At 70.1% G+C, this 18,438-nt stretch carries 20 protein-coding genes; 14 read left to right on the top strand and 6 right to left on the bottom strand.

Annotation, left to right across the window (positions count from 1 at the left end; all coding sequences use genetic code 11):
- The 8 genes from lptB (at position 1) to AC3WPZ_RS24815 (ending at position 6,657) form a co-directional block, all read left to right on the top strand.
- Positions 1-798, top strand: coding sequence for an LPS export ABC transporter ATP-binding protein (lptB, locus tag AC3WPZ_RS24850; protein ID WP_382162753.1), 798 nt, complete (start codon positions 1-3; stop codon positions 796-798).
- Between the two features lie 4 nt (positions 799-802).
- Positions 803-2,419, top strand: coding sequence for an RNA polymerase factor sigma-54 (gene rpoN / locus AC3WPZ_RS24845; RefSeq protein WP_492442077.1), 1,617 nt, complete (start codon positions 803-805; stop codon positions 2,417-2,419).
- Positions 2,416-3,774: a THUMP domain-containing class I SAM-dependent RNA methyltransferase gene (locus tag AC3WPZ_RS24840; protein ID WP_492442075.1), complete on the top strand. Its 1,359-nt coding sequence runs from the start codon at positions 2,416-2,418 to the stop codon at positions 3,772-3,774. Before rpoN ends, AC3WPZ_RS24840 begins: the two co-directional genes overlap by 4 nt.
- Positions 3,775-3,840: 66 nt before the next feature.
- On the top strand, positions 3,841-4,284 hold the full coding sequence (locus AC3WPZ_RS24835) for a putative toxin-antitoxin system toxin component, PIN family (RefSeq protein WP_492442073.1): 444 nt from the start codon (positions 3,841-3,843) through the stop codon (positions 4,282-4,284).
- The gene (locus AC3WPZ_RS24830; RefSeq protein WP_492442071.1) at positions 4,274-5,398 is read left to right on the top strand and encodes a toxin-antitoxin system YwqK family antitoxin; all 1,125 of its coding nucleotides are present in this window, start codon (positions 4,274-4,276) and stop codon (positions 5,396-5,398) included. The genes AC3WPZ_RS24835 and AC3WPZ_RS24830 overlap by 11 nt, the downstream gene beginning before the upstream one ends.
- Before the next feature lie 20 nt (positions 5,399-5,418).
- Positions 5,419-5,808 carry a DUF488 domain-containing protein gene (locus AC3WPZ_RS24825; protein WP_492442069.1) on the top strand — a complete coding sequence of 130 codons (390 nt, stop codon included), beginning with the start codon at positions 5,419-5,421 and terminating at the stop codon, positions 5,806-5,808.
- Positions 5,805-6,269, top strand: coding sequence for an anthrone oxygenase family protein (locus tag AC3WPZ_RS24820; protein WP_492442067.1), 465 nt, complete (start codon positions 5,805-5,807; stop codon positions 6,267-6,269). Before AC3WPZ_RS24825 ends, AC3WPZ_RS24820 begins: the two co-directional genes overlap by 4 nt.
- Before the next feature lie 31 nt (positions 6,270-6,300).
- The gene (locus AC3WPZ_RS24815) at positions 6,301-6,657 is read left to right on the top strand and encodes a GFA family protein (RefSeq protein WP_492442065.1); all 357 of its coding nucleotides are present in this window, start codon (positions 6,301-6,303) and stop codon (positions 6,655-6,657) included.
- Between the two features lie 6 nt (positions 6,658-6,663).
- Here AC3WPZ_RS24815 and AC3WPZ_RS24810 read toward each other — a convergent pair whose 3' ends face one another.
- A complete protein-coding gene (locus tag AC3WPZ_RS24810) occupies positions 6,664-8,283 on the bottom strand; it encodes an FMN-binding glutamate synthase family protein (RefSeq protein WP_382162733.1) in 1,620 nt (539 codons plus the stop codon).
- Positions 8,284-8,350: 67 nt separating this feature from the next.
- Here AC3WPZ_RS24810 and AC3WPZ_RS24805 point away from each other — a divergent pair, with 67 nt between their 5' ends.
- From AC3WPZ_RS24805 to AC3WPZ_RS24790, 4 genes are all read left to right on the top strand, one after another.
- The gene (locus tag AC3WPZ_RS24805) at positions 8,351-9,160 is read left to right on the top strand and encodes a UPF0149 family protein (protein WP_492442063.1); all 810 of its coding nucleotides are present in this window, start codon (positions 8,351-8,353) and stop codon (positions 9,158-9,160) included.
- A gap of 56 nt (positions 9,161-9,216) precedes the next feature.
- Positions 9,217-9,789: a TetR/AcrR family transcriptional regulator gene (locus AC3WPZ_RS24800; protein ID WP_492442061.1), complete on the top strand. Its 573-nt coding sequence runs from the start codon at positions 9,217-9,219 to the stop codon at positions 9,787-9,789.
- A 99-nt stretch (positions 9,790-9,888) separates the two neighbouring features.
- Positions 9,889-10,350: a (2Fe-2S)-binding protein gene (locus AC3WPZ_RS24795; RefSeq protein WP_492442059.1), complete on the top strand. Its 462-nt coding sequence runs from the start codon at positions 9,889-9,891 to the stop codon at positions 10,348-10,350.
- 11 nt (positions 10,351-10,361) lie between these two features.
- Positions 10,362-12,626, top strand: coding sequence for a xanthine dehydrogenase family protein molybdopterin-binding subunit (locus AC3WPZ_RS24790; protein ID WP_492442057.1), 2,265 nt, complete (start codon positions 10,362-10,364; stop codon positions 12,624-12,626).
- 10 nt (positions 12,627-12,636) lie between these two features.
- Here AC3WPZ_RS24790 and AC3WPZ_RS24785 read toward each other — a convergent pair whose 3' ends face one another.
- Positions 12,637-13,308, bottom strand: a complete 672-nt coding sequence (locus tag AC3WPZ_RS24785) for a glutathione S-transferase family protein (RefSeq protein ID WP_492442055.1) — start codon at positions 13,306-13,308, stop codon at positions 12,637-12,639.
- 52 nt (positions 13,309-13,360) lie between these two features.
- Positions 13,361-14,251: a LysR family transcriptional regulator gene (locus AC3WPZ_RS24780; protein ID WP_492442053.1), complete on the bottom strand. Its 891-nt coding sequence runs from the start codon at positions 14,249-14,251 to the stop codon at positions 13,361-13,363.
- 102 nt (positions 14,252-14,353) lie between these two features.
- Between AC3WPZ_RS24780 and AC3WPZ_RS24775 the strand changes: the two genes are divergently transcribed.
- Positions 14,354-15,403 carry an NAD-dependent epimerase/dehydratase family protein gene (locus AC3WPZ_RS24775; RefSeq protein ID WP_492442051.1) on the top strand — a complete coding sequence of 350 codons (1,050 nt, stop codon included), beginning with the start codon at positions 14,354-14,356 and terminating at the stop codon, positions 15,401-15,403.
- Positions 15,403-16,557 (top strand): Acg family FMN-binding oxidoreductase, encoded by a 1,155-nt coding sequence (locus AC3WPZ_RS24770; RefSeq protein ID WP_492442049.1) that lies wholly within the window; start codon positions 15,403-15,405, stop codon positions 16,555-16,557. The genes AC3WPZ_RS24775 and AC3WPZ_RS24770 overlap by 1 nt, the downstream gene beginning before the upstream one ends.
- Here the strand turns inward: AC3WPZ_RS24770 and AC3WPZ_RS24765 are convergent.
- The 3 genes from AC3WPZ_RS24765 to AC3WPZ_RS24755 all read right to left on the bottom strand — a co-directional run.
- Entirely contained in the window at positions 16,547-17,698 is a 1,152-nt protein-coding gene (locus AC3WPZ_RS24765) for a DNA alkylation repair protein (RefSeq protein ID WP_492442047.1), read from the bottom strand. The genes AC3WPZ_RS24770 and AC3WPZ_RS24765 overlap by 11 nt on opposite strands.
- A gap of 5 nt (positions 17,699-17,703) precedes the next feature.
- Positions 17,704-18,192 carry a CinA family protein gene (locus tag AC3WPZ_RS24760; protein ID WP_492442045.1) on the bottom strand — a complete coding sequence of 163 codons (489 nt, stop codon included), beginning with the start codon at positions 18,190-18,192 and terminating at the stop codon, positions 17,704-17,706.
- Positions 18,193-18,194: 2 nt separating this feature from the next.
- The coding region (locus AC3WPZ_RS24755; RefSeq protein WP_492442043.1) for a phosphatidylglycerophosphatase A at positions 18,195-18,438 on the bottom strand (244 nt) is incomplete at its 5' end.

Genomic DNA, 18,438 nt, shown 5'->3' with positions numbered 1-18,438 from the left:
GTGACGGATGCCTCTCCCAGCCCGGCGGCCACCCCCAGGGGCCGCCCCGCCCCGGTGGTCAGCCGCCTCGAGGCGCGCGGCCTGCAGAAGTCCTACGGCAGCCGCAAGGTGGTCAAGGACGTGTCGCTCGCGGTCTTCAAGGGCGAGGTGGTCGGCCTGCTCGGCCCCAACGGCGCGGGCAAGACCACGTCCTTCTACATGCTGGTCGGCCTGCTGCGCTCCGACGCGGGCCAGATCCTGCTGGACAACCAGCCGATCGAGAGCCTGCCCATCCACCGCCGCGCGCGCCTGGGGCTGGGCTACCTGCCGCAGGAGGCCTCGATCTTCCGCAAGCTCAGCGTGGCCGACAACGTGCGCGCCGTGCTGGAGCTGCAGGAGGACGAGCAGGGCAAGTCGCTGGACCGCGCCACCATCGAAAGCCGGCTCGACGCCCTGCTGCAGGACCTGCACGTGGAGCACCTGCGCGATTCGCCCGCGCCGGCGCTCTCCGGCGGTGAACGCCGGCGCGTGGAAATCGCCCGCGCCTTGGCCACCGAGCCGCGCTTCATCCTGCTCGACGAGCCCTTCGCCGGCATCGACCCCATCGCCGTGATCGAGATCCAGCGCATCATCGGTTTTCTCAAATCGCGTGGCATCGGTGTGCTGATCACCGACCACAACGTGCGCGAAACGCTGGGCATCTGCGACCGCGCCTACATCATCAACGACGGCCACGTGCTCACCAGCGGCACCCCCGCCGAGATCGTGGAAAACGCCGACGTCCGCCGGGTGTATCTCGGCGAACACTTCAGGATGTGAGGCCGTGAAACAAGGCCTTTCCCTGCGCGTCTCGCAGCACCTGGCGCTCACGCCCCAGCTGCAGCAGTCGATCCGGCTGCTGCAGCTGTCCACGCTGGAGATGGCGCAGGAAGTCGAGCAGATGCTCGACGACAACCCCTTCCTCGAACGCGCGGAGGAAATCGCCGAGCGCGAGACCTTCGGGCTGGAGCAGACCGATGTGCCGGTGAGCGCCGGCGAGCAGATCGCCGAGGCGGCCCTGCCCGAGGCGCCGGTGCCTTTGTCCTCATCCCTCGAATCCTCCAGCGCAAGCACCGACAGCGGTGACGGCGATGGCCTGGAAAGCAAGCTGGACGGCGCCACCCCGGTGGAGGAAAGCTGGGAGGGCGATGGCACGGTGGAGATGGCGCCCGACGACAGCGAGTGGGGTGGCGACGCGCCCGCGCGCAACAGCGGTTCGGGCGACAACGACGAGACCGCCAGCGCCGCCGACCTGGCGCGCGCCCCGGTCAGCCTGCAGGACCACCTGCACGACCAGGCTCGCTGCCTGCGCCTGTCGGACGAGGACCGCGCCGCGCTCTACTTCCTGATCGAGTCGCTCAACGACGACGGCTACCTGGAGGAAGACCTGGCCGAGCTGGCCGACGCCTGGCTTCACCTCTCGGGCACGCCCCAGCTCGCGGGCGACCCGAACGACGCGCTGGAGGCGCGCGAGGCGCTGGAACAGCGCCTCGCGGTGGCGCTGCAGCTGCTGCAGCACATGGAGCCCTCGGGCGTGGGCGCGCGCGACCTGGGCGAATGCCTGCGCCTGCAGATCCTGGAGCTGCGCAACACGGCCGAGGCGCGCGCCGCGCTCGCCATCTGCAACCAGCCGTTGGAGCTCATGGCCAAGCGCGACGTGAAGCGCCTGTGCAACCTCTGCGGCATCGACGACGAGACCGCGCGCGCCGCGCTCGGCCTGATCGCGCGCCTCGAACCCAAGCCGGGCCGCCGCTTCGTCGACGTGGAGCGCAACGTGGTCGTGCCCGACGTGATCGTCACGCGCGCCGGCCGGGGCTTCAAGGTCATCCTCAACCCCGACGTGATGCCGCGCCTGCGCGTGCACGATGTCTACGCCAACGCCATGCGACAGAACCGCGGTGGTGGCGAGGCCGGCCACGCCGCCATGCAGCAGCGCCTGCAGGAGGCGCGCTGGTTCATCAAGAACATCCAGCAGCGCTTCGACACCATCCTGCGCGTCTCCAGCGCCATCGTCGAGCGCCAGCGCAACTTCTTCATGCACGGCGAACTCGCCATGCGCCCGCTGGTGCTGCGCGAGATCGCCGACGAACTCGGCCTGCACGAATCCACCATCAGCCGCGTGACCACCGCCAAGTACATGGCCACGCCCTTCGGCACCTACGAGCTCAAGTACTTCTTCGGCTCTTCGCTGGGCACCGAGACCGGCGGCAACGCCTCCAGCACGGCCGTGCGTGCGCTGCTCAAGCAGTTCATCGCCGCCGAGGAGCCCGCCAAGCCGCTGTCGGACAACCAGCTCTCCGACCTGCTGCGCGAGCAGGGTATCGAGTGCGCGCGCCGCACCGTGGCCAAATACCGCGAGGCGCTGCGCATCGCGCCCGCGAACCTGCGCAAAGCACTGTGAACCAACTTCAAGTTTTTCTGCCCTGCGCCGCCGGCGTGGAGGACATGCTCGCCGCCGAGGTGCAGCGCATCACCGGCGAGGCTTCGCCCTACAAGGCGCGCGGCGGTGTCGCGCTCAACGCCTCGTGGCGCGATGCCCTGCGCCTGAACCTGCACAGCCGCCTCACGCAGCGCGTGCTGGTGCAGCTCTGGCACGGCGGCTACCGCAACGAGCAGGACCTCTACAACGCCGCCGGCGAGGTGGCATGGGAAATCTGGTTCACGCCGGCCGAGACCATCAAGGTCGAGATCACCGCGCAGCACAGCCCGTTGACCTCGCTGAACTTCGCCGCGCTCAAGGTGAAGGACGCGATCTGCGACCGCTTCCGCGCCAAGCGCGGCGAGCGGCCCAGCGTGAACACCACCTGGCCCGACGTGCGCATCTACGTGCACCTGACCACCGAGACGGTGAGCCTGTACATCGACACCTCGGGCGAGCCGCTGTTCAAGCGCGGCTGGCGCGAAGACAAGGGCGACGCACCGCTGAAGGAAACCCTGGCCGCCGCGATGATCGCGGCCACCGGCTGGGAAGCCGGCATCGAGACGCCGCTGGACGCCATCGCGCCGCTGTACGACCCCTGCTGCGGCAGCGGCACGGTGGTGATCGAGGCCGCGCAGATCGCGCTGAACATCGCGCCCGGCCAGCTGCGCCGCTTCGCGTTCGAGAAGCTGCTGCCGTTCCAGCCGCACGTGTGGCAGGCCATCAAGGCCGATGCCGTGAAGCAGCAGCGCGAATGGCCGGCGGGCCATGCGCCCATCGTCTTCGGCAGCGACGTGTCGTTCCGCATGGTCGATTTCGCGCAGCGCAACGCCGAGCGCGCCGGTGTGGCCCATGCGGTGGAGCTGCGCGGCGGCGACGCGCTGCAGCGCACGCCGCCCACCGCGCGCCCCGGTGTGCTGCTGCTCAACCCGCCCTACGGCGAGCGCATCGCTGCCGCCGGTGTGGCCGGTGAAAACGCCAGCGCGCGCGCCCAGCGCATGGCCCCTCGCGCGCCGCGCACCTTCACCGTGGGCGCCCCGCCGCCACCCGCCGCCGGCCAGGGCCGCGAGAGCGCGCAGATGGCCGATGGCGGCGACGGCAGCGACTTCTTCAACCAGCTCGCCGCGCACTGGAAGACCCACTACGCGGGCTGGAGCGCCTGGCTGCTCACGCCCGACCTCAAGCTGCCCGGCAAGATGCGCTTCAAGGAATCGCGCCGCGTGCCGTTGTGGAACGGCCCGATCGAATGCCGGCTGTTCCGCTTCGACCTGACCCCGCGCAAAAGTGAGGCACCCCCGCCGCGCTCCGCACGTCCCCCTCAAGGGGGCGATGCCTAGGACCGGCGGAGCCGGATCCTCGACATCTCTGGACTGAGACACTTCTTTCAACGTGAGAGGACTGCAGTGAGCGAGAACGTTGAAATGAACACGGTGGTGCTCGACACCAATATCGCGCTCGACCTGTTCGTCTTCCAGGACCCGGTCACCGCGCCCTTGCGCGAGGCGCTGGAGCGGTCGGCCGGCGCCTGGCTGGCCACCGCCGCCATGCGCGAAGAACTGGTGCGCGTGCTGGCCTACCCGCAGATCGCGCGCCGCCTGGCGGCCCAGGCCCGGCCCGCGCAGGACGTGCTCGATGCGTTCGACCGTTGCACCCGGCTCGTGCCCGAAGCCCCCAAGGCGGCCTTCACCTGCAAGGACGCCGATGATCAGAAGTTCATCGACCTCGCCGCCGCGCACCGTGCCACGCTGGTCAGCAAGGACGACGCCGTGCTCTGCATGGCCCGGCGCATGGAGCGCATCGGCGTGACCATCTGCCGCGAATGGAGGCGTCCTGCCCATGCGGTTTGAACGCCAGCTCCTGGGACTGAGCATCGCGCTGATGGTCTGTGCCCCGTCCTGGGCCGTGCAGCGCTGCGAACTCAACGGCGAGAGCGTGAACCCGAACAACGGCCACACCACGGCCGGCAAGAGCGGCGTGATGCGCTGCACCGACGAGGACGGCCAGGTGCGCCGCCGCGAGCAGACCCTGCGCGAAGGCCGCTTCGTCGGTCCCGTGGTGATGGTGCTGGCGGATGGCGAGCGGCGCGAGTACAGCGTCAACGAACGTGGCAACCGCCACGGTCTGGCGCGCACCTTCGATGCCAAGGGCACGTTGCGCAAGGAGGAGAACCTCGACAACGGCAGCAACGTGGGCGTGCAGAAGCACTTTGCCGAAGCCGGTTACCTGCAGGAACTGCACTTCTCCGACGAGCGCCGCACGGTGCTCACCATCGCCTACCTGGCCGACGGTACGCTGAAGGAACTGCGTTGCGCGCCGACCAGCGTGCTGCCGCAGGACCGCGAGGTCTGCGGCCACGGCGGGCGCGCGAGCGAGGTCACGCTGTACCGCGAACCCGGCAAACCCTCGGGCACCGTGAGCTACCTCAAGGGCCAGATGCAGCGCCTGAGCGTGCTCGACCGCGAAGGCCGGCTGGTGCGCAACGAGGAGCTCAAGGATGGCCGGCGCATCAAGCGCGTGTTCTACGCCTCGGGCCAGCCGCGTTCCGAAACCGACTTCATCGAACGCGACCCCAACGGCCCGGGCGGTCGCGAGGGCACGGCGCGCGAATGGGCCGAGAGCGGCCAGCTCACGCAGGAGACCACCTGGGCCCAAGGCTACGAGCAGCGCATCCAGCAGTGGTACCTGAACGGGAAACCGAAAATGCGCCAACAGATCCGGCGCGAAGGCCGCGAGCTCGAGCGCACCATCGAGAGTTTCTGGGACAACGGCAAGCCCGCGGCCGTCAACGCCGAGCGCAACGGCCGCCTCTGGGGCTGGCAGAAGTACTTCAACGAAGAAGGTGTGCTCGTGCGCGAGGACGAACACGGCGAACGCGGGCTGCTGCAGCGCCGCAAGCGGTACAACGAGCAGGGTGGGCTGGAGCGCGAAGAGCGCTTCCTGGAAGACGGCTCGCGCATCTGAAGTTTCACAAGGAGGCGGCCATGGCCATTCGGGTGGTTCGACTGGGCAGCGACAGGGCGGCGGGCGAGGGCACCCGCATCGGCACGGTGCGGCGGCCGCCGCGCGGCGTGCCCAAGACCGAGTTCGCCTCGGGCAACTGGTACGACGTGTGGTACCCCAACCTCGCGCCCAGCGTGGAGACCATGAAGCTCGGCCAGTCCGCCGAGACGCCCGCGCAGTGGAGCGCCTTCACGCGGAAATACCGCGCCGAGATGGCCGCGCCCGAGAACGCGCGCAACCTGGAGCTGCTCGCCGCGCTGTCGCACCGCTCGGATTTTTCCGTCGGCTGTTACTGCGAGGACGAGTCGCACTGCCACCGCTCGGTGCTGCGCGAGCTGCTGCGGGAAAAGGGCGCGAAGGTCGAGCCATGAGCGGCATGGACCTGCTGGCCCTGCTCACCGCGCTCGGCGCGGCCACGGTGGGGGGCGTGTTCTACGGCTTCTCCAGCTTCGTGATGAAGGCCCTGGCACAGCTGCCCGCCGCGCAGGGCGTGGCCGCCATGCAGCGCATCAACATCGTGGTGATCAACCCCTGGTTCATGGGGGCGTTCATGGGCACGCTGCTGCTGTCCATCGCCTGCGTGGTGGTGGCCGTGATGGCCGGGTCGGCCGCGCTGCTCGCCGGGGGCCTGCTCTACGCGCTCGGCACCTTCGGCGTGACCATGGCTTTCAACGTGCCGCGCAACAACCGCCTCGCGCGCCTGGAGGCGGCGTCGTCCGACGCGGCGGCCTACTGGCCGGCCTACGTGCGCGAATGGACGCGCTGGAACCACGTGCGCACCGGGGCGGCGCTGGTGGCCGCGGCGTGTGCGGTCCTGGTTTGCTACAACTGACATCCCCCAACCATCACCGAGCGAGGTTCCCATGGCCAGCACACGCTATTCCGGCAGTTGCCATTGCGGCAAGGTCGCGTTCGACGTCGAGGGCGAGATCGGCAGCGCCCTGTCTTGCAACTGCTCGATCTGTTCCCGCAAAGGGTCCTTGCTCTGGTTCGTGCCCCGCGACCAGTTCACGCTGAAGACCCCCGAGGACGCGGCCAGCACCTACCTGTTCAACAAGCACCTCATCAAGCACCGCTTCTGCCCCACCTGCGGCATGCACCCCTACGCCGAGGGGGTGGACCCCAAGGGCAACGCCATGGCGGCCGTGAACCTGCGCTGCATCGAGGGGCTGGACCTGAGCACGGTGCCGGCCCACGAGTACAACGGCCGGGACGCCTGACGGGCCTCAGGCCAGGCTGAACCGCTCCGCGCTGGCCCGCTCCCAATAGGTCGTGAACACCGCGTGCTGCGCCGCCAGGTCGGTCAGCAGCGCGCCGGGTGGCGTGGAGGGCAGCAGGTTGGCCAGCAGGCGCACCTCGTTCTCGCTCACGCGGCGCACCAGGTGGTGCGAGGTGATCTGGCGCGGGTGCTGCAGCCCCGCGGCCTGCACCAGTTCCTGCAGCGCCATCAGCGTGCTCTGGTGGAAATGGAACACGCGCTGGGCCTTGTCGGGCACCACCAGCGCCTGCTGGCGCACCGGGTCCTGCGTGGTCACGCCGGTGGGGCAGTGGCCGGTGTGGCAGCTCTGCGCCTGGATGCAACCCAGCGCGAACATGAAGCCGCGCGCGCTGTTGCACCAGTCCGCGCCGATGGCCATGGCGCGCACGATGTCGAAGGCGCTCACCACCTTGCCGGCACAGCCCACCTTGATGTGTTCCCGCAGGTTCACGCCCACCAGGGTGTTGTGCACCAGGCGCAGGCCTTCCTGCAGCGGTGCGCCCACGTGGTCGGTGAACTCCAGCGGCGCCGCGCCGGTGCCGCCCTCGGCGCCATCGACCACGATGAAGTCGGGCCGCACGCCGGTCTGCAGCATGGCCTTGACGATGGCGAACCATTCCCAGGGGTGGCCGATGCACAGCTTGAAGCCCACCGGCTTGCCGCCCGAGAGTTCACGCAACTGGGTGATGAAATGCATCATCTCGATCGGCGTGGTGAACGCGCTGTGCGACGAGGGTGAGACGCAGTCGATGCCCACCGGCACGCCGCGCGCCGCGGCGATCTCGGGCGTGACCTTGGGGCCGGGCAGCACGCCGCCGTGGCCCGGCTTGGCGCCCTGGCTGAGCTTGATCTCGATCATCTTCACCTGCGGGTCGATCGCGTTGGCCTGGAAACGTTCGGGGCTGAAGCGGCCGGTTTCATCGCGGCAGCCGAAGTAGCCCGAGCCGATCTCCCAGATCAGGTCACCACCGTTGAGGCGGTGCCAGGCCGAGATCGAGCCTTCGCCGGTGTCGTGCGCGAAGCCGCCCTTTTTCGCACCGGCGTTGAGCGCCTGGATCGCGTTGGCCGAGAGCGCGCCGAAGCTCATCGCAGAGATGTTGAAGATGCTGGCGTCGTACGGCTGGGTGCAGGTGTCGCCGCCGATGAGCACGCGGAAGTCGTGCGTGGCCAGGGTGCTGGGCTGCAGCGAATGGTTGAGCCACTCGTGGCCGTCGGCGTTCATGTCCAGCTGCGAGCCGAAGGGGCGCTTGTCGGTCTCGCCCTTGGCGCGCGCGTAGGCCAGGCTGCGCTGGCTGCGCGAGAACGGCGTGGCGTCGGTGTCGTTCTCCAGGAAATACTGGCGGATCTCGGGCCGGATCTTCTCCAGCATGAAGCGCAGGTGCCCGATGACCGGGTAGTTGCGCAGCACCGAGCTCTTGGTCTGCCGCAGGTCCCACAGGCCCACGGCCGACAGGGCCCCGAACACCAGGAAGCTGAACCCGCCCACCCCGAAGGCCACCAGGGTGAACAGGCTCAGCAGCGCGAACAGCACGCAGAGCGCGAAGGCTGTGTAGCGCACGGGGTAGAGGGCGTTGAGGCGGTCGAGCATGCGGGCTTTCGTGGGTGCACCGGGGAATACACTGCGGGGCATCATAAAACCCCGGCTTCTTTGCACCATGACAACGACGAACACCCCCTCCGACCCGGCCGGCGCGCTGGACCACGACGATTACGACGCGCTCGACGCCATCCTGGACGACCTGCGCACGCGCGGCGACGAGGTGCCGCAGTGGGAGTTCTGCGAAGGCGCGATGGCCGCGCTGCTGTGCACGCGCCGCCCCATCGAGCCCGCCGAATGGCTGCCCGTGCTGCTGGGCACCGGCCCGCTGCCCACCGCGCCGCAGGACGACGGCACGCATTTCAGCAACACCGCGCAGTACGAGCGCTTCATGGACCTGTGGTCGCGCCGCCAGGCCGAGGTGGCGGCATCGCTGGCCGCACCGGTGGACACGCTGGAAGACGAGCGCAGCTACCACCCCGAGCTGATGGATGTGCGCGGCGCCGTGGCCGCGCTGCCGGACGAAGAGCGCGCCGAGTTCCAGGACCAGGAACTGCCGGCCTACGCCCAGGTGTGGGCGCTGGGCTTCATGTTCGTGGTGGAGAACTTCGGCGAGGACTGGGAGCCGCCGCGCGACAAGGAGACCGCCGCCTGGATCGACGAGGCGCTCGAGAAGGTGGTCGAGCTGACCGAGGACGACATCGACACCCCCACGGTGAACATGCACGCCGAAGACGGCCCGCCCAGCGTGAGCGACGACCGGCTCAACGCCTTCGGCGCCGCCATCTGGGCGGTCTACGACCTGCGCCAGATCGGCAAGAGCCTGGGCCCGCGCGTGGAGCCGGTGCGCAAGGAGGCCACGCCGGGCCGCAACGACCCTTGCCCCTGCGGCAGCGGCAAGAAATACAAAAAGTGCCACGGGGCCTGACGGCCGTCCGGGTGTGGTTGACGGATGAACATTCATTCGCTTAAGATCGCGCCCTCATGAAACCCAAGGACGACGACAAGCAGCAGGCCATCGCCAGCGCCACCCTGGCGATGGTCGAGCGCGTTGGCCTGAGCGGGCTGACCATGGCCGGCATCGCGCGCGAGGCCGGCCTGGCCACCGGCACGCTGTACGTCTACCACCGCTCCAAGGAAGACCTGCTCAACGCGCTGTACGAGCAGGTCAAGGGTGCGCTGAGCGCGCTGATCGACACCGGCATCGATCCGTCCGTGCCGTTCCGCCGCCGCATCCAGCAGAACTGGACCCGGCTGCTGCGCCACCGGCTGGCGCACTACCCGGAGGCGGTGTTCATGGACCAGTACTACAACTCGCCCTGGTTCAGCGAGGCCTCGCGCCAGTTCTCGGCGCGTTTCGCCAGCGGCTGCCTGGGCTTCTTCGACGAGGCGCGGGCGCAGCAGATCGTGAAGGACGTGCCCACCATGCTGCTGGCCGCGAGCTTCTTCGGTTCGGTGCGCGACACCGCCAACCTGCTGCGCAGCGGCGACCTGCAAGACACCGAGGCCACGCTGGCGCAGGCCTTCGGTCTTTGCTGGGATGGCATCAAGGCCTGAGAAAAAGACTTTTCTTCGACATCGTTTTTCACTATAAAGCGAATGAACATTCATTCACTGGTGTACCGGCACTTCAACCCACGACAGGAGAACCCACGCATGCCCACCACGCTCAACATCAACGGCAAGGACGTTCGCGTCGACGCCGACGAATCCACCCCCATCCTCTGGGCCCTGCGCGACACCCTGGGCATGACCGGCACCAAGTTCGGTTGCGGCGCGGCGCTCTGCGGCGCCTGCACCGTGCACCTGAACGGCGCGGCCATCCGCTCCTGCGTCACCCCCATCGCCTCGGCCGTGGGGCAGAAGATCACGACCATCGAAGCCGTGGCGACCGACCGCGTCGGCCAGGCCGTGCAGCAGGCCTGGGTGAGGGCCGACGTGGCGCAGTGCGGCTACTGCCAGAGCGGCCAGATCATGAGCGCCACCGCGCTGCTCAAGGCCAACCCGAAACCCAGCGATGCCGAGATCGACGGCGCCATGGCCGGCAACATCTGCCGCTGCGGCACCTATGCGCGCGTGCGCATCGCCATCCAGGACGCGGCCCGCACGCTGGCCTGAAAGGACACCCCATGCACCTGCACACCCACACCGCCGACCAGATTCGCGCCCACCTGCCGCCCGCGCTGGCCCACCGCCTGGAGGACGCCGAGGCGCCTGAAGGCATCGCGCGCCGCAGCTTCCTGAAGATCGCCACCGCCTCCGGTTTCGCGCTGGGCGCCTACCCCCTCATGGCCGGCGCCCAGCAGGGTGCGGCCCCCGCCGCCACCGGTCTGAAGCCCGACCAGCAGCCCGCCGCCTTCGTGAAGATCGCGCGCGATGGCACGGTCACCGTCACCATCAACCGCCTGGAGTTCGGCCAGGGCACGCACACCGGCCTGGCCATGGTGCTGGCCGAAGAGCTGGACGCCGACTGGAGCCGCGTGCAGGCCGTGCACGGCAACGCCGACCCGGCCTACAACGACCCGGCCTTCGGCATGCAGATCACCGGCGGCTCGACAGCGGTCAAGCACTCGTACACCCAGTACCGCGAGCTCGGCGCGCGCACGCGCGCCATGCTGCTGGCGGCCGCCGCGAAGCAGTGGAACGTGCCCGTGGCTTCGCTGGCCACCGAGCGCGGCGTGGTGATCGGCCCCGGTGGCAAGAAGCTCGGCTACGGCGCCCTGGCCGACGCCGCCATGCAGCAGCCGGTGCCGGTGCAGGTCACGCTCAAGGACCCGTCGCGCTTCAAGCTGATCGGCCAGCCCACGACGCGGCTGGACGCGAAAGCGAAATCCAGCGGACGGCAGGGCTTCGGCATGGACGTGCGCCTGCGCGGCATGCTCACCGCCGTGCTCCAGCACCCGCCGGTGTTCGGCAGCAAGGTGGCCTCGGTCGATGACGCGGCCGCGCGCGCGGTGAAGGGCGTGAAGGCCGTGTTGCGTGTGCCGCTGCACGATGGCGGCGAAGGCGTGGCCGTGGTGGCCGAGGGCTACTGGGCCGCGAAGCAGGGCCGCGATGCGCTGAAGGTGCAGTGGAACGACGCCGGCCGCGAGAAGGTGGACAGCGCGCAGCAGCTCGTGAGCTACCGCGCCCTGGCCGCCAACACCGGCCACATCAAGCACGACGCCGACATGGCGCCGCTGGCCAATGCGCCGCACAAGATCAGCGCCGAGTTCGTCTTCCCCTACCTGGCGCACGCGCCCATGGAGCCGCTGAACTGCACGGTGCAGCTCACCGGCAGCGGCGCCGCCGCCAAGGCCACGGTGTGGACCGGCACCCAGATGCCGGGGCTGGACACGGCCGCGGCCGCGCGCACGCTGGGCGTGAAGCCCGAGCAGGTGACGATGAACGTGCAGATGGCCGGCGGCGGCTTCGGCCGGCGCGGCCTGCTCACCAGCGATTTCGTGGTCGAGGCCTGCACCATCGCGAAAGCCGCGCAGGCCGCCGGCCTGAGCGCGCCGGTGCGCACGGTGTGGAGCCGCGAGGACGACGTGCGCGGCGGCTACTACCGCCCCATGCACCTGCACCGCGCCGAGATCGGCTTCGACGCGCAAGGCAAGGTGCTGGCCTGGGACCACGTGATCGTGGGCCAGTCCATCATGGCCGGCACCTTCTTCGAACCCATGATGGTCAAGGGCGGCGTGGACGAGACCATGGTCGAAGGCATGGGCAAGCCCTACAGCGTGCCGATGCGCCTCTCGGCCCACCACCCCAAGCTCAACGTGCCGGTGCTGTGGTGGCGCAGCGTGGGCTCCACCCACACGGGCTACGTGATGGAGACGCTGATCGACGACATCGCGCGCGCCACGAAACAGGACCCGGTGGCCTACCGCCTGAAGCTGATGGACGACAAGGCCGTGCGCCACCGCGCCGCGCTGCAGCTCGCGGTGGACAAGAGCGGCTACGGCAAGAAGGCCCTGCCCGCCGGCCGCGCCTGGGGCGTGGCGGTGCACGAGTCCTTCGACTCGGTGGTGGCCTACGTGGTCGAGGCCTCGGTGGTCGACGGCACGCCCAAGCTGCACCAGGTCACGGCCGGTGTGCACTGCAACCTCGCGGTGAACCCGAAGAGCGTGGAGGCACAGATCCAGGGCGGGGTGCTGATGGGCCTGTCCATGTGCCTGCCGGGCGCGGCCATCACCCTGAAGGACGGCGTGGTGGAGCAGAGCAACTTCGGCGACTTCGCGGTGCCGCGCATCACCGACATGCCGGCCATCGCGGTGCACCTCGTGCCCAGCGCCGACGCGCCCACCGGCGTGGGCGAACCCGGTCTGCCGCCGCTGGCGCCGGCGTTCGCCAACGCCATCGCGAGCCTGACCGGCAAGCCGCTGCGCGAACTGCCGTTCAAGCTGGCGTGACGCGGCCGGTCTAGAACGTGCCGAGGTCGAACGGCCCGCCCTGTGCCAGCGCGCGCTGGTAGGCGGGCCGCTCGTGGATGCGGCGCAGCCAGTCCGCGAGCTTGGGCCGGTTCTTCAGCAGGCCGCGCGCGGCGGCGGCTTCGATGCCGAAGCTCATCTGCACGTCGGCCGCGCTGAACGATCGCCCGGCGAACCAGGGTCCGTGCTCCGCCAGCTCGGCTTCGAGGTAGTCGAAGTGCCGTTTGAGGTTGGGCGTGACGAGCAGCTTCTTGACCTGGGACGAGATGCCCAGCGCCACCGGGCGCACGATGAAGGGGCTCTTGCGCTCGATCTGGTCAAACACCAGTTGCAGCAGCAGCGGCGTGGCCAGCGAGCCTTCCGCGTAGTGCAGCCAGTAGCGGTAGCGCAGGAAGGACGGTGTGCCGTGCGCGGGCGCGAATTGGCCTTCACCGTAGGTCTCGACCAGGTACTCCAGGATCGCGCCCGATTCGGCCAGCGTGGCCTTGCCGTCGGTCACCACGGGCGATTTGCCCAGCGGGTGCACCTTCTGCAGCGAGACCGGCGCCAGCATGGTCTTGGGGTCGCGCTCGTAACGCTCGATCTGGTACGGCACGCCCAGCTCTTCGAGCAGCCAGAGCACGCGCTGCGAGCGCGAGTTGTTCAGGTGGTGGACCGTGAGCATGAAGGGCTGCCTTTCAAATGGGGGTGGTGCCGTGCCAGTGTAGGGGCTGCGTTCAGGCCAGGGCCGGCGGCAGGGCCTGCGCCAGGAAGTCCCACACCTGGCGGATGCGCGGGTTGCTGCGGATCTCGCGGTGCACCGCGAGCCACACCGGCAGTGGCGGGATCGGCAGCATCGGCAGCAGCGGCACGAGGTCGGGGTTGCGGCGCGCCACATAGCGAGCCAGAAAGCCCACACCCAGTCCCGCGTCCACCGCGGCCTGGTAGGCGTTGAGGTCGTCGGTGCGCACGGCGAAGTTCTCGCGCTGCATCGGGTAGCCCATGGCCGCGAAGCCGCGCAGGATGTCGGTCTGGCGATCGTTGCCCACCAGGTCGTGCGCGAGCAGATCCTGCGGCGTGCGCGGCGTGCCCCGGCGGCGCAGGTAGTCGCGGTGGGCATAGGTGCCCAGGGCCACCTGGCCGACCTTTTTGCACAGCAGGGTGGCCTGGTCGGGGCGCACCATGCGCAGCGCGATGTCGGCCTCGCGCTGCAGCAGGTTGCTCACGGCATTGCTCGACACCAGCTCCACCTGGATGTCCGGGTGGGCCTGGCGCAACTGCAACAGCACCGGCGGCAGCAGCACGCAGGTCACGGGCTGGCTCGCGCTGATGCGCACCGAGCCGCGCGCATCCTGCTGCGCGCCCGAAGCCTGGCGCGCGAGCTGGTCGGCCGCGCTGGCCATCGCGCGCGCCGCCTCGGCCAGCCGGTGGGCGTGCGCCGTGGGCACGAGGCCACGGCCGGTGCGCTCGAACAACACCACGCCGAGCTGCGTTTCGAGCTCGCCGATGTGGCGACCCACCGTGGGCTGGGTCGTGGCCAGGGCCCGCGCGGCGGCCATCAGGCTGCCCCGGTCGAGCGCCGCGAGGAAGGACCGGATGAGGGTCCAGTTGAAATCACCGGTATTCATTTGTGCATGACTGGTGTTCGCTTTCATCCCATTGTGAATGGGACGATCTGTTTCCACAATCGATGCCATGGCGCCGGTGGTCGGTGTTTCGCGGAGTTCCTCATGAAAACCATGCCCTCTTCTTCCTCCCCTGCCGGCACGGTGCTGGTGCTCGGCGGTCGCGGCCGCTTGGGCCTGGCCGCGGTGCAGGCCTTCGCGCGCGACGGCTGGCGCGTGCTGGCGCAGATGCGCCCCGGTGCACAGGCACCCACGGTGGCCGGTGTGCAATGGCTGGCGCAGGCGGTGGACACGCCCCAGGCCGTCGCCGACCTGGTGGCGCGGGTGCGGCAGGCGGGCGGCGCCACGGTGGTGGTGCACGCGCTCAACCCCAACCAGTACACCCGCCCGGCCTGGGAGCGGGAGAACGGGCCCCTGCTGCAAAGTGGCATGGCCGTGGCGCGCGCGCTGGCCGCCACGCTGATGCTGCCGGGCAACGTCTACAACTTCGGCCAGGGCATGCCGGCGGTGCTGCTCGAAGGCGCACCGTACCGGCCGACCATGGCCATGGGCCGCGTGCGCACCGAGATGGAAGAGCGGCTGGAGGCGGCCACGCAACGCGGGGAACTGCGCGCGGTGATCGTGCGCGCCGGCAATTTCTATGGGCAGGGCCAGGGCACCTGGCTGGACCGCGCGATGCTCACCGGCATCCGCCGCGGCAAGCTGGTGTTTCCCGGTCCGCTGGACGTGGCCACGCCCTGGGCCTACCTGCCCGACCTGGCGCAGACCTTCGTCGCCCTGGCGCGTGTGCGCGAGACCCTGCCCGCGTTCGAGTCGTTGCACTTCAGCGGCCACACGCTCACGGGCCGCGATTGGGTGAATGCCCTGCAGCCACTGGCCCGCGAGCAAGGCTGGCTGCGCGAGAACGAGGCGCTGCGCGTGGGCGGCATGCCCTGGCCCCTGATCCGCGCGCTCGGCCTGGCCATGCCGACCCTGGGCGCGCTGGCCGCCTTGCGCTATCTCTGGAACCAGACCCACCGGCTGGACAACCGCCGCCTGCGTGAGCGGATCGGCAGCGAGCCGCACACGCCCTGGCCGCAGGCCTTGGAACACACGCTGCAGGGCCTGGCGCTGCTGAGCGCCGAGGGCGTGACCCCGTTGCCCGCGCGGGCCTGATGTCCATGGACCGCCGGCGCTTCATCCGCCTTGCGGGCGGCGGCGCGGTCGCCGTCACCCTGGGCGCCTGCGACAGCGCGCTGCCGCCCGAGGCCATTGCCGCCTGGCAGGGGCCGGGCGAGCAGACCGACGTGCGCCGATGGCTGGTGGGGCACGCGCTGCTCGCGCCGCACTCGCACAACCTGCAGTCCTGGCTGGTGGACCTGGGCGTGCCCGACGAGATCACCCTGTTCATCGACCGCAGCCGCCTGTTGCCCCAGACCGACCCGCATTCGCGCCAGATGATGATGAGCCAGGGCTGCTTCATCGAACTGCTCGACCTGGCGGCGCGGGAGAAGGGCCTGCGCGCGCAGATCGAGCTGTTCCCGCGGGGCGCCTTCGGCCCCGAGACGGTCGATGCGCGGCCGACCGCGCGCATCCGCCTGGTGCCCGAGGCGTCGGTGGCGCCCGATCCACTGTTCGCGCAGATCTTCCACCGCCGCACGAACCGCGAGGCCTATGAGGCGCGCGAACCCGATGCCGCTGCCCTGGAGGCGATCAGCGCCAGCGTGCGGCCGTACCCGATGCGAGTCGGTTTCGTGGGTGCCGCGCAGTCGGAGGCGCTGGCGCGGCACCGCCGCATCGCCCGCGAAGCCTGGCGCATCGAGCTGGTCACGCCGCGCACGGTGATGGAGTCGCTCCAGGTGCTGCGCGTGGGCCCGCAGGAGATCGCGCGGCACCGCGACGGCATTTCGCTCAACGCGCCGATGGTGCGAGCGCTCGTGGCCCTGGGCCTGTTCGACCGCCGCGAGGTGCCCGCGCCCGACGGCACGTCGACGACGACCCAGATCCAGGACTTCAACACCCGGATCGAGCACACGCCCGCCTTCTTCTGGCTGGTGACCGAGGGCAACGACCGCTGCACGCAGATTAACGCGGGCCGCGCCTATGTGCGGGCCCAACTCGCCGCCACCGCCGCGGGCCTGTCGATGCAGCCGCTGTCGCAGGCGCTGCAGGAGTACCCCGAGCAGATAGGGCCATACAACGAGATCCATCGGCTGCTGGGTGCGCCGGCACCGCGCTTCACGGTGCAGATGTGGGCCCGGCTGGGCTATGCGCCGGTGATCGGGCCCTCGCCCCGGCGCGGGCTCGCGGCGCACATCCTCAAGGCTTGAGCTCGAACGCCGCCTCCGCGAGCGCCACGCCGTTGACCCGCAGGTCGATGAGGTGCGTGCCGGGGTAGAGCGTGCGCGTGGTCACGGGCTTGAGGCTGTGGCGCTTTTCCAGCGTGCGTTCTTCGCCGGGCGCGAGCGTGAGCTTCCAGCCCTTGAACACCTTGGGCGAGGCGCTGCCGTTGGCGCGCACGTGGTGCACGGCGTAATCCACGACCAGCGACTGGGGCTGGCGCGCGCTGGAGCGCAGTTGCACGCGCAGGCCGATCTCGCCGCCGACCGCCGCGCGCTTCGCCGTCAGCGCGAGCGTGGCCTCGCCCTGCAGGCCGCTGCCCAGGCCCCAGGCCGCCAGCGTGGGCGCGTGGCCGGCCTTGATCAGGCCGCGGCTGGCGTGGCGCAGCAGCGCGTTGCGCGCATCGGGCGCGTCGATCAGGTGGTCGCGCACCCAGCCCGCGACCAGGTCGGGGTGGTCCTTGGCGATGTCGTTGAGGTGGTTGGCCACACTGCGGCGCACGTAGCTGCTGGGGTCGTCCTGCAGCGCGCGCAGCAGGGGCAGGTTGGGAGCCGGGTCCAGCACCAGCGCCTGCAGTCGCAGGCCCCAGGGCAGGCGCGGGCGGCTGCCTTCGCTCACCAGCCGGCGCACGTGCGCGCTCGGGTCGTTCACCCACTGGCCCAGGGTGTCGAAGGCCAGGGCAGGGTGGCGCTGGATCAGCGGCCGGATGGCGAACTCGGCGGTGAAGCGCTGCGTGACCGCGTGCAGGCAGGCCAGGCCGCGCCGGGCCGCCGCTTCGTCGGCCACGCCCCGGCGCGCGACGAATTCGCCGACCGCCCACAGGGCCCAGCCACCGATGCCGTGCTCGTCGCGTGCCTCGCCGAGCTTGAGCGGTTCGCCCTGGGCGTCCATGGCCAGGGGGGGCGCGAGGCTGGCCTCCAGCAGTTCGCAGGCGGCGTTGAAGTCGTCGGGCAGTGTGGCTTCCAGCGCGTCGGCCAGCTGCATGGCCCGGGCCTTGAACTCCAGCTGTTCCAGGCCGGTGGCGGCCTGGGCCTCGAAGCGCTTGCGGTCGAATGTCGGCCAGGCGCGGCGCAGGTGGTGGCCGGCGTTGACGACGGTGGCCGGGCCGATGAGGTTCTTGAACGGTTCCATGGGCTTCAGGCGCGGGGCAGTCGTTGCAGGAGGCCGGCCAGCGCATGGCGCACCGTGGCCTGGCGCACGGCGGCGCGGTCGCCGTCGAAGCGCTGGTGCTCGGTGAACACGCCCTCGGGCGTGGCCCAGCCGAACCACACCGTGCCCACCGGTTTCTCGGCGCTGCCACCGGTGGGGCCGGCCACGCCGGTCACGGCCACGGCGAGCTGGGCCGGCGAGTGCGCCAGCGCGCCCGAGGCCATGGCGCGCGCCACCGGCTCGCTCACGGCGCCGTGCCGCTCGATCAGCAGGGCCGGCACGCCGAGCAGGCCGTGTTTGGCGGCGTTGGAGTAGGTGACGAACCCGCGCTCGAACCAGTCGCTGGAGCCCGAGAGCTCGGTGCAGGCACCCGCGATCAGGCCACCGGTGCAGCTTTCGGCCGTGGCCATCATCAGGCCGCGCGCCTTGAGGGCGGCGGCGAGTTGTTCGACCAGGGCGGTGGTGGTGTCGGGCATGTTCAGAGCCTCCACAAGGCGATGACGATGAGCGTGCAGAAAGCGGCGGCGAAGTCGTCGAGCAGGATGCCGAAGCCGCCGCGCGGGCCGAAGCCCTTGAAGGTCCGGTCGGCCCAGGCCATGGGGCCGATCTTGACCATGTCGAACAGCCGGAAGATCAGAAACGCCGCAAGCTGGGCCCAGAAGCCGCTGGGCGAGATCATCCAGAGCACCAGCCAGAAGGCGACCACCTCGTCCCACACGATG

The organism is Hydrogenophaga sp. FW305-3-2-15-A-LB1, assembly GCF_058787875.1.
This window is presented reverse-complemented; position numbering and strand designations above follow the sequence as displayed.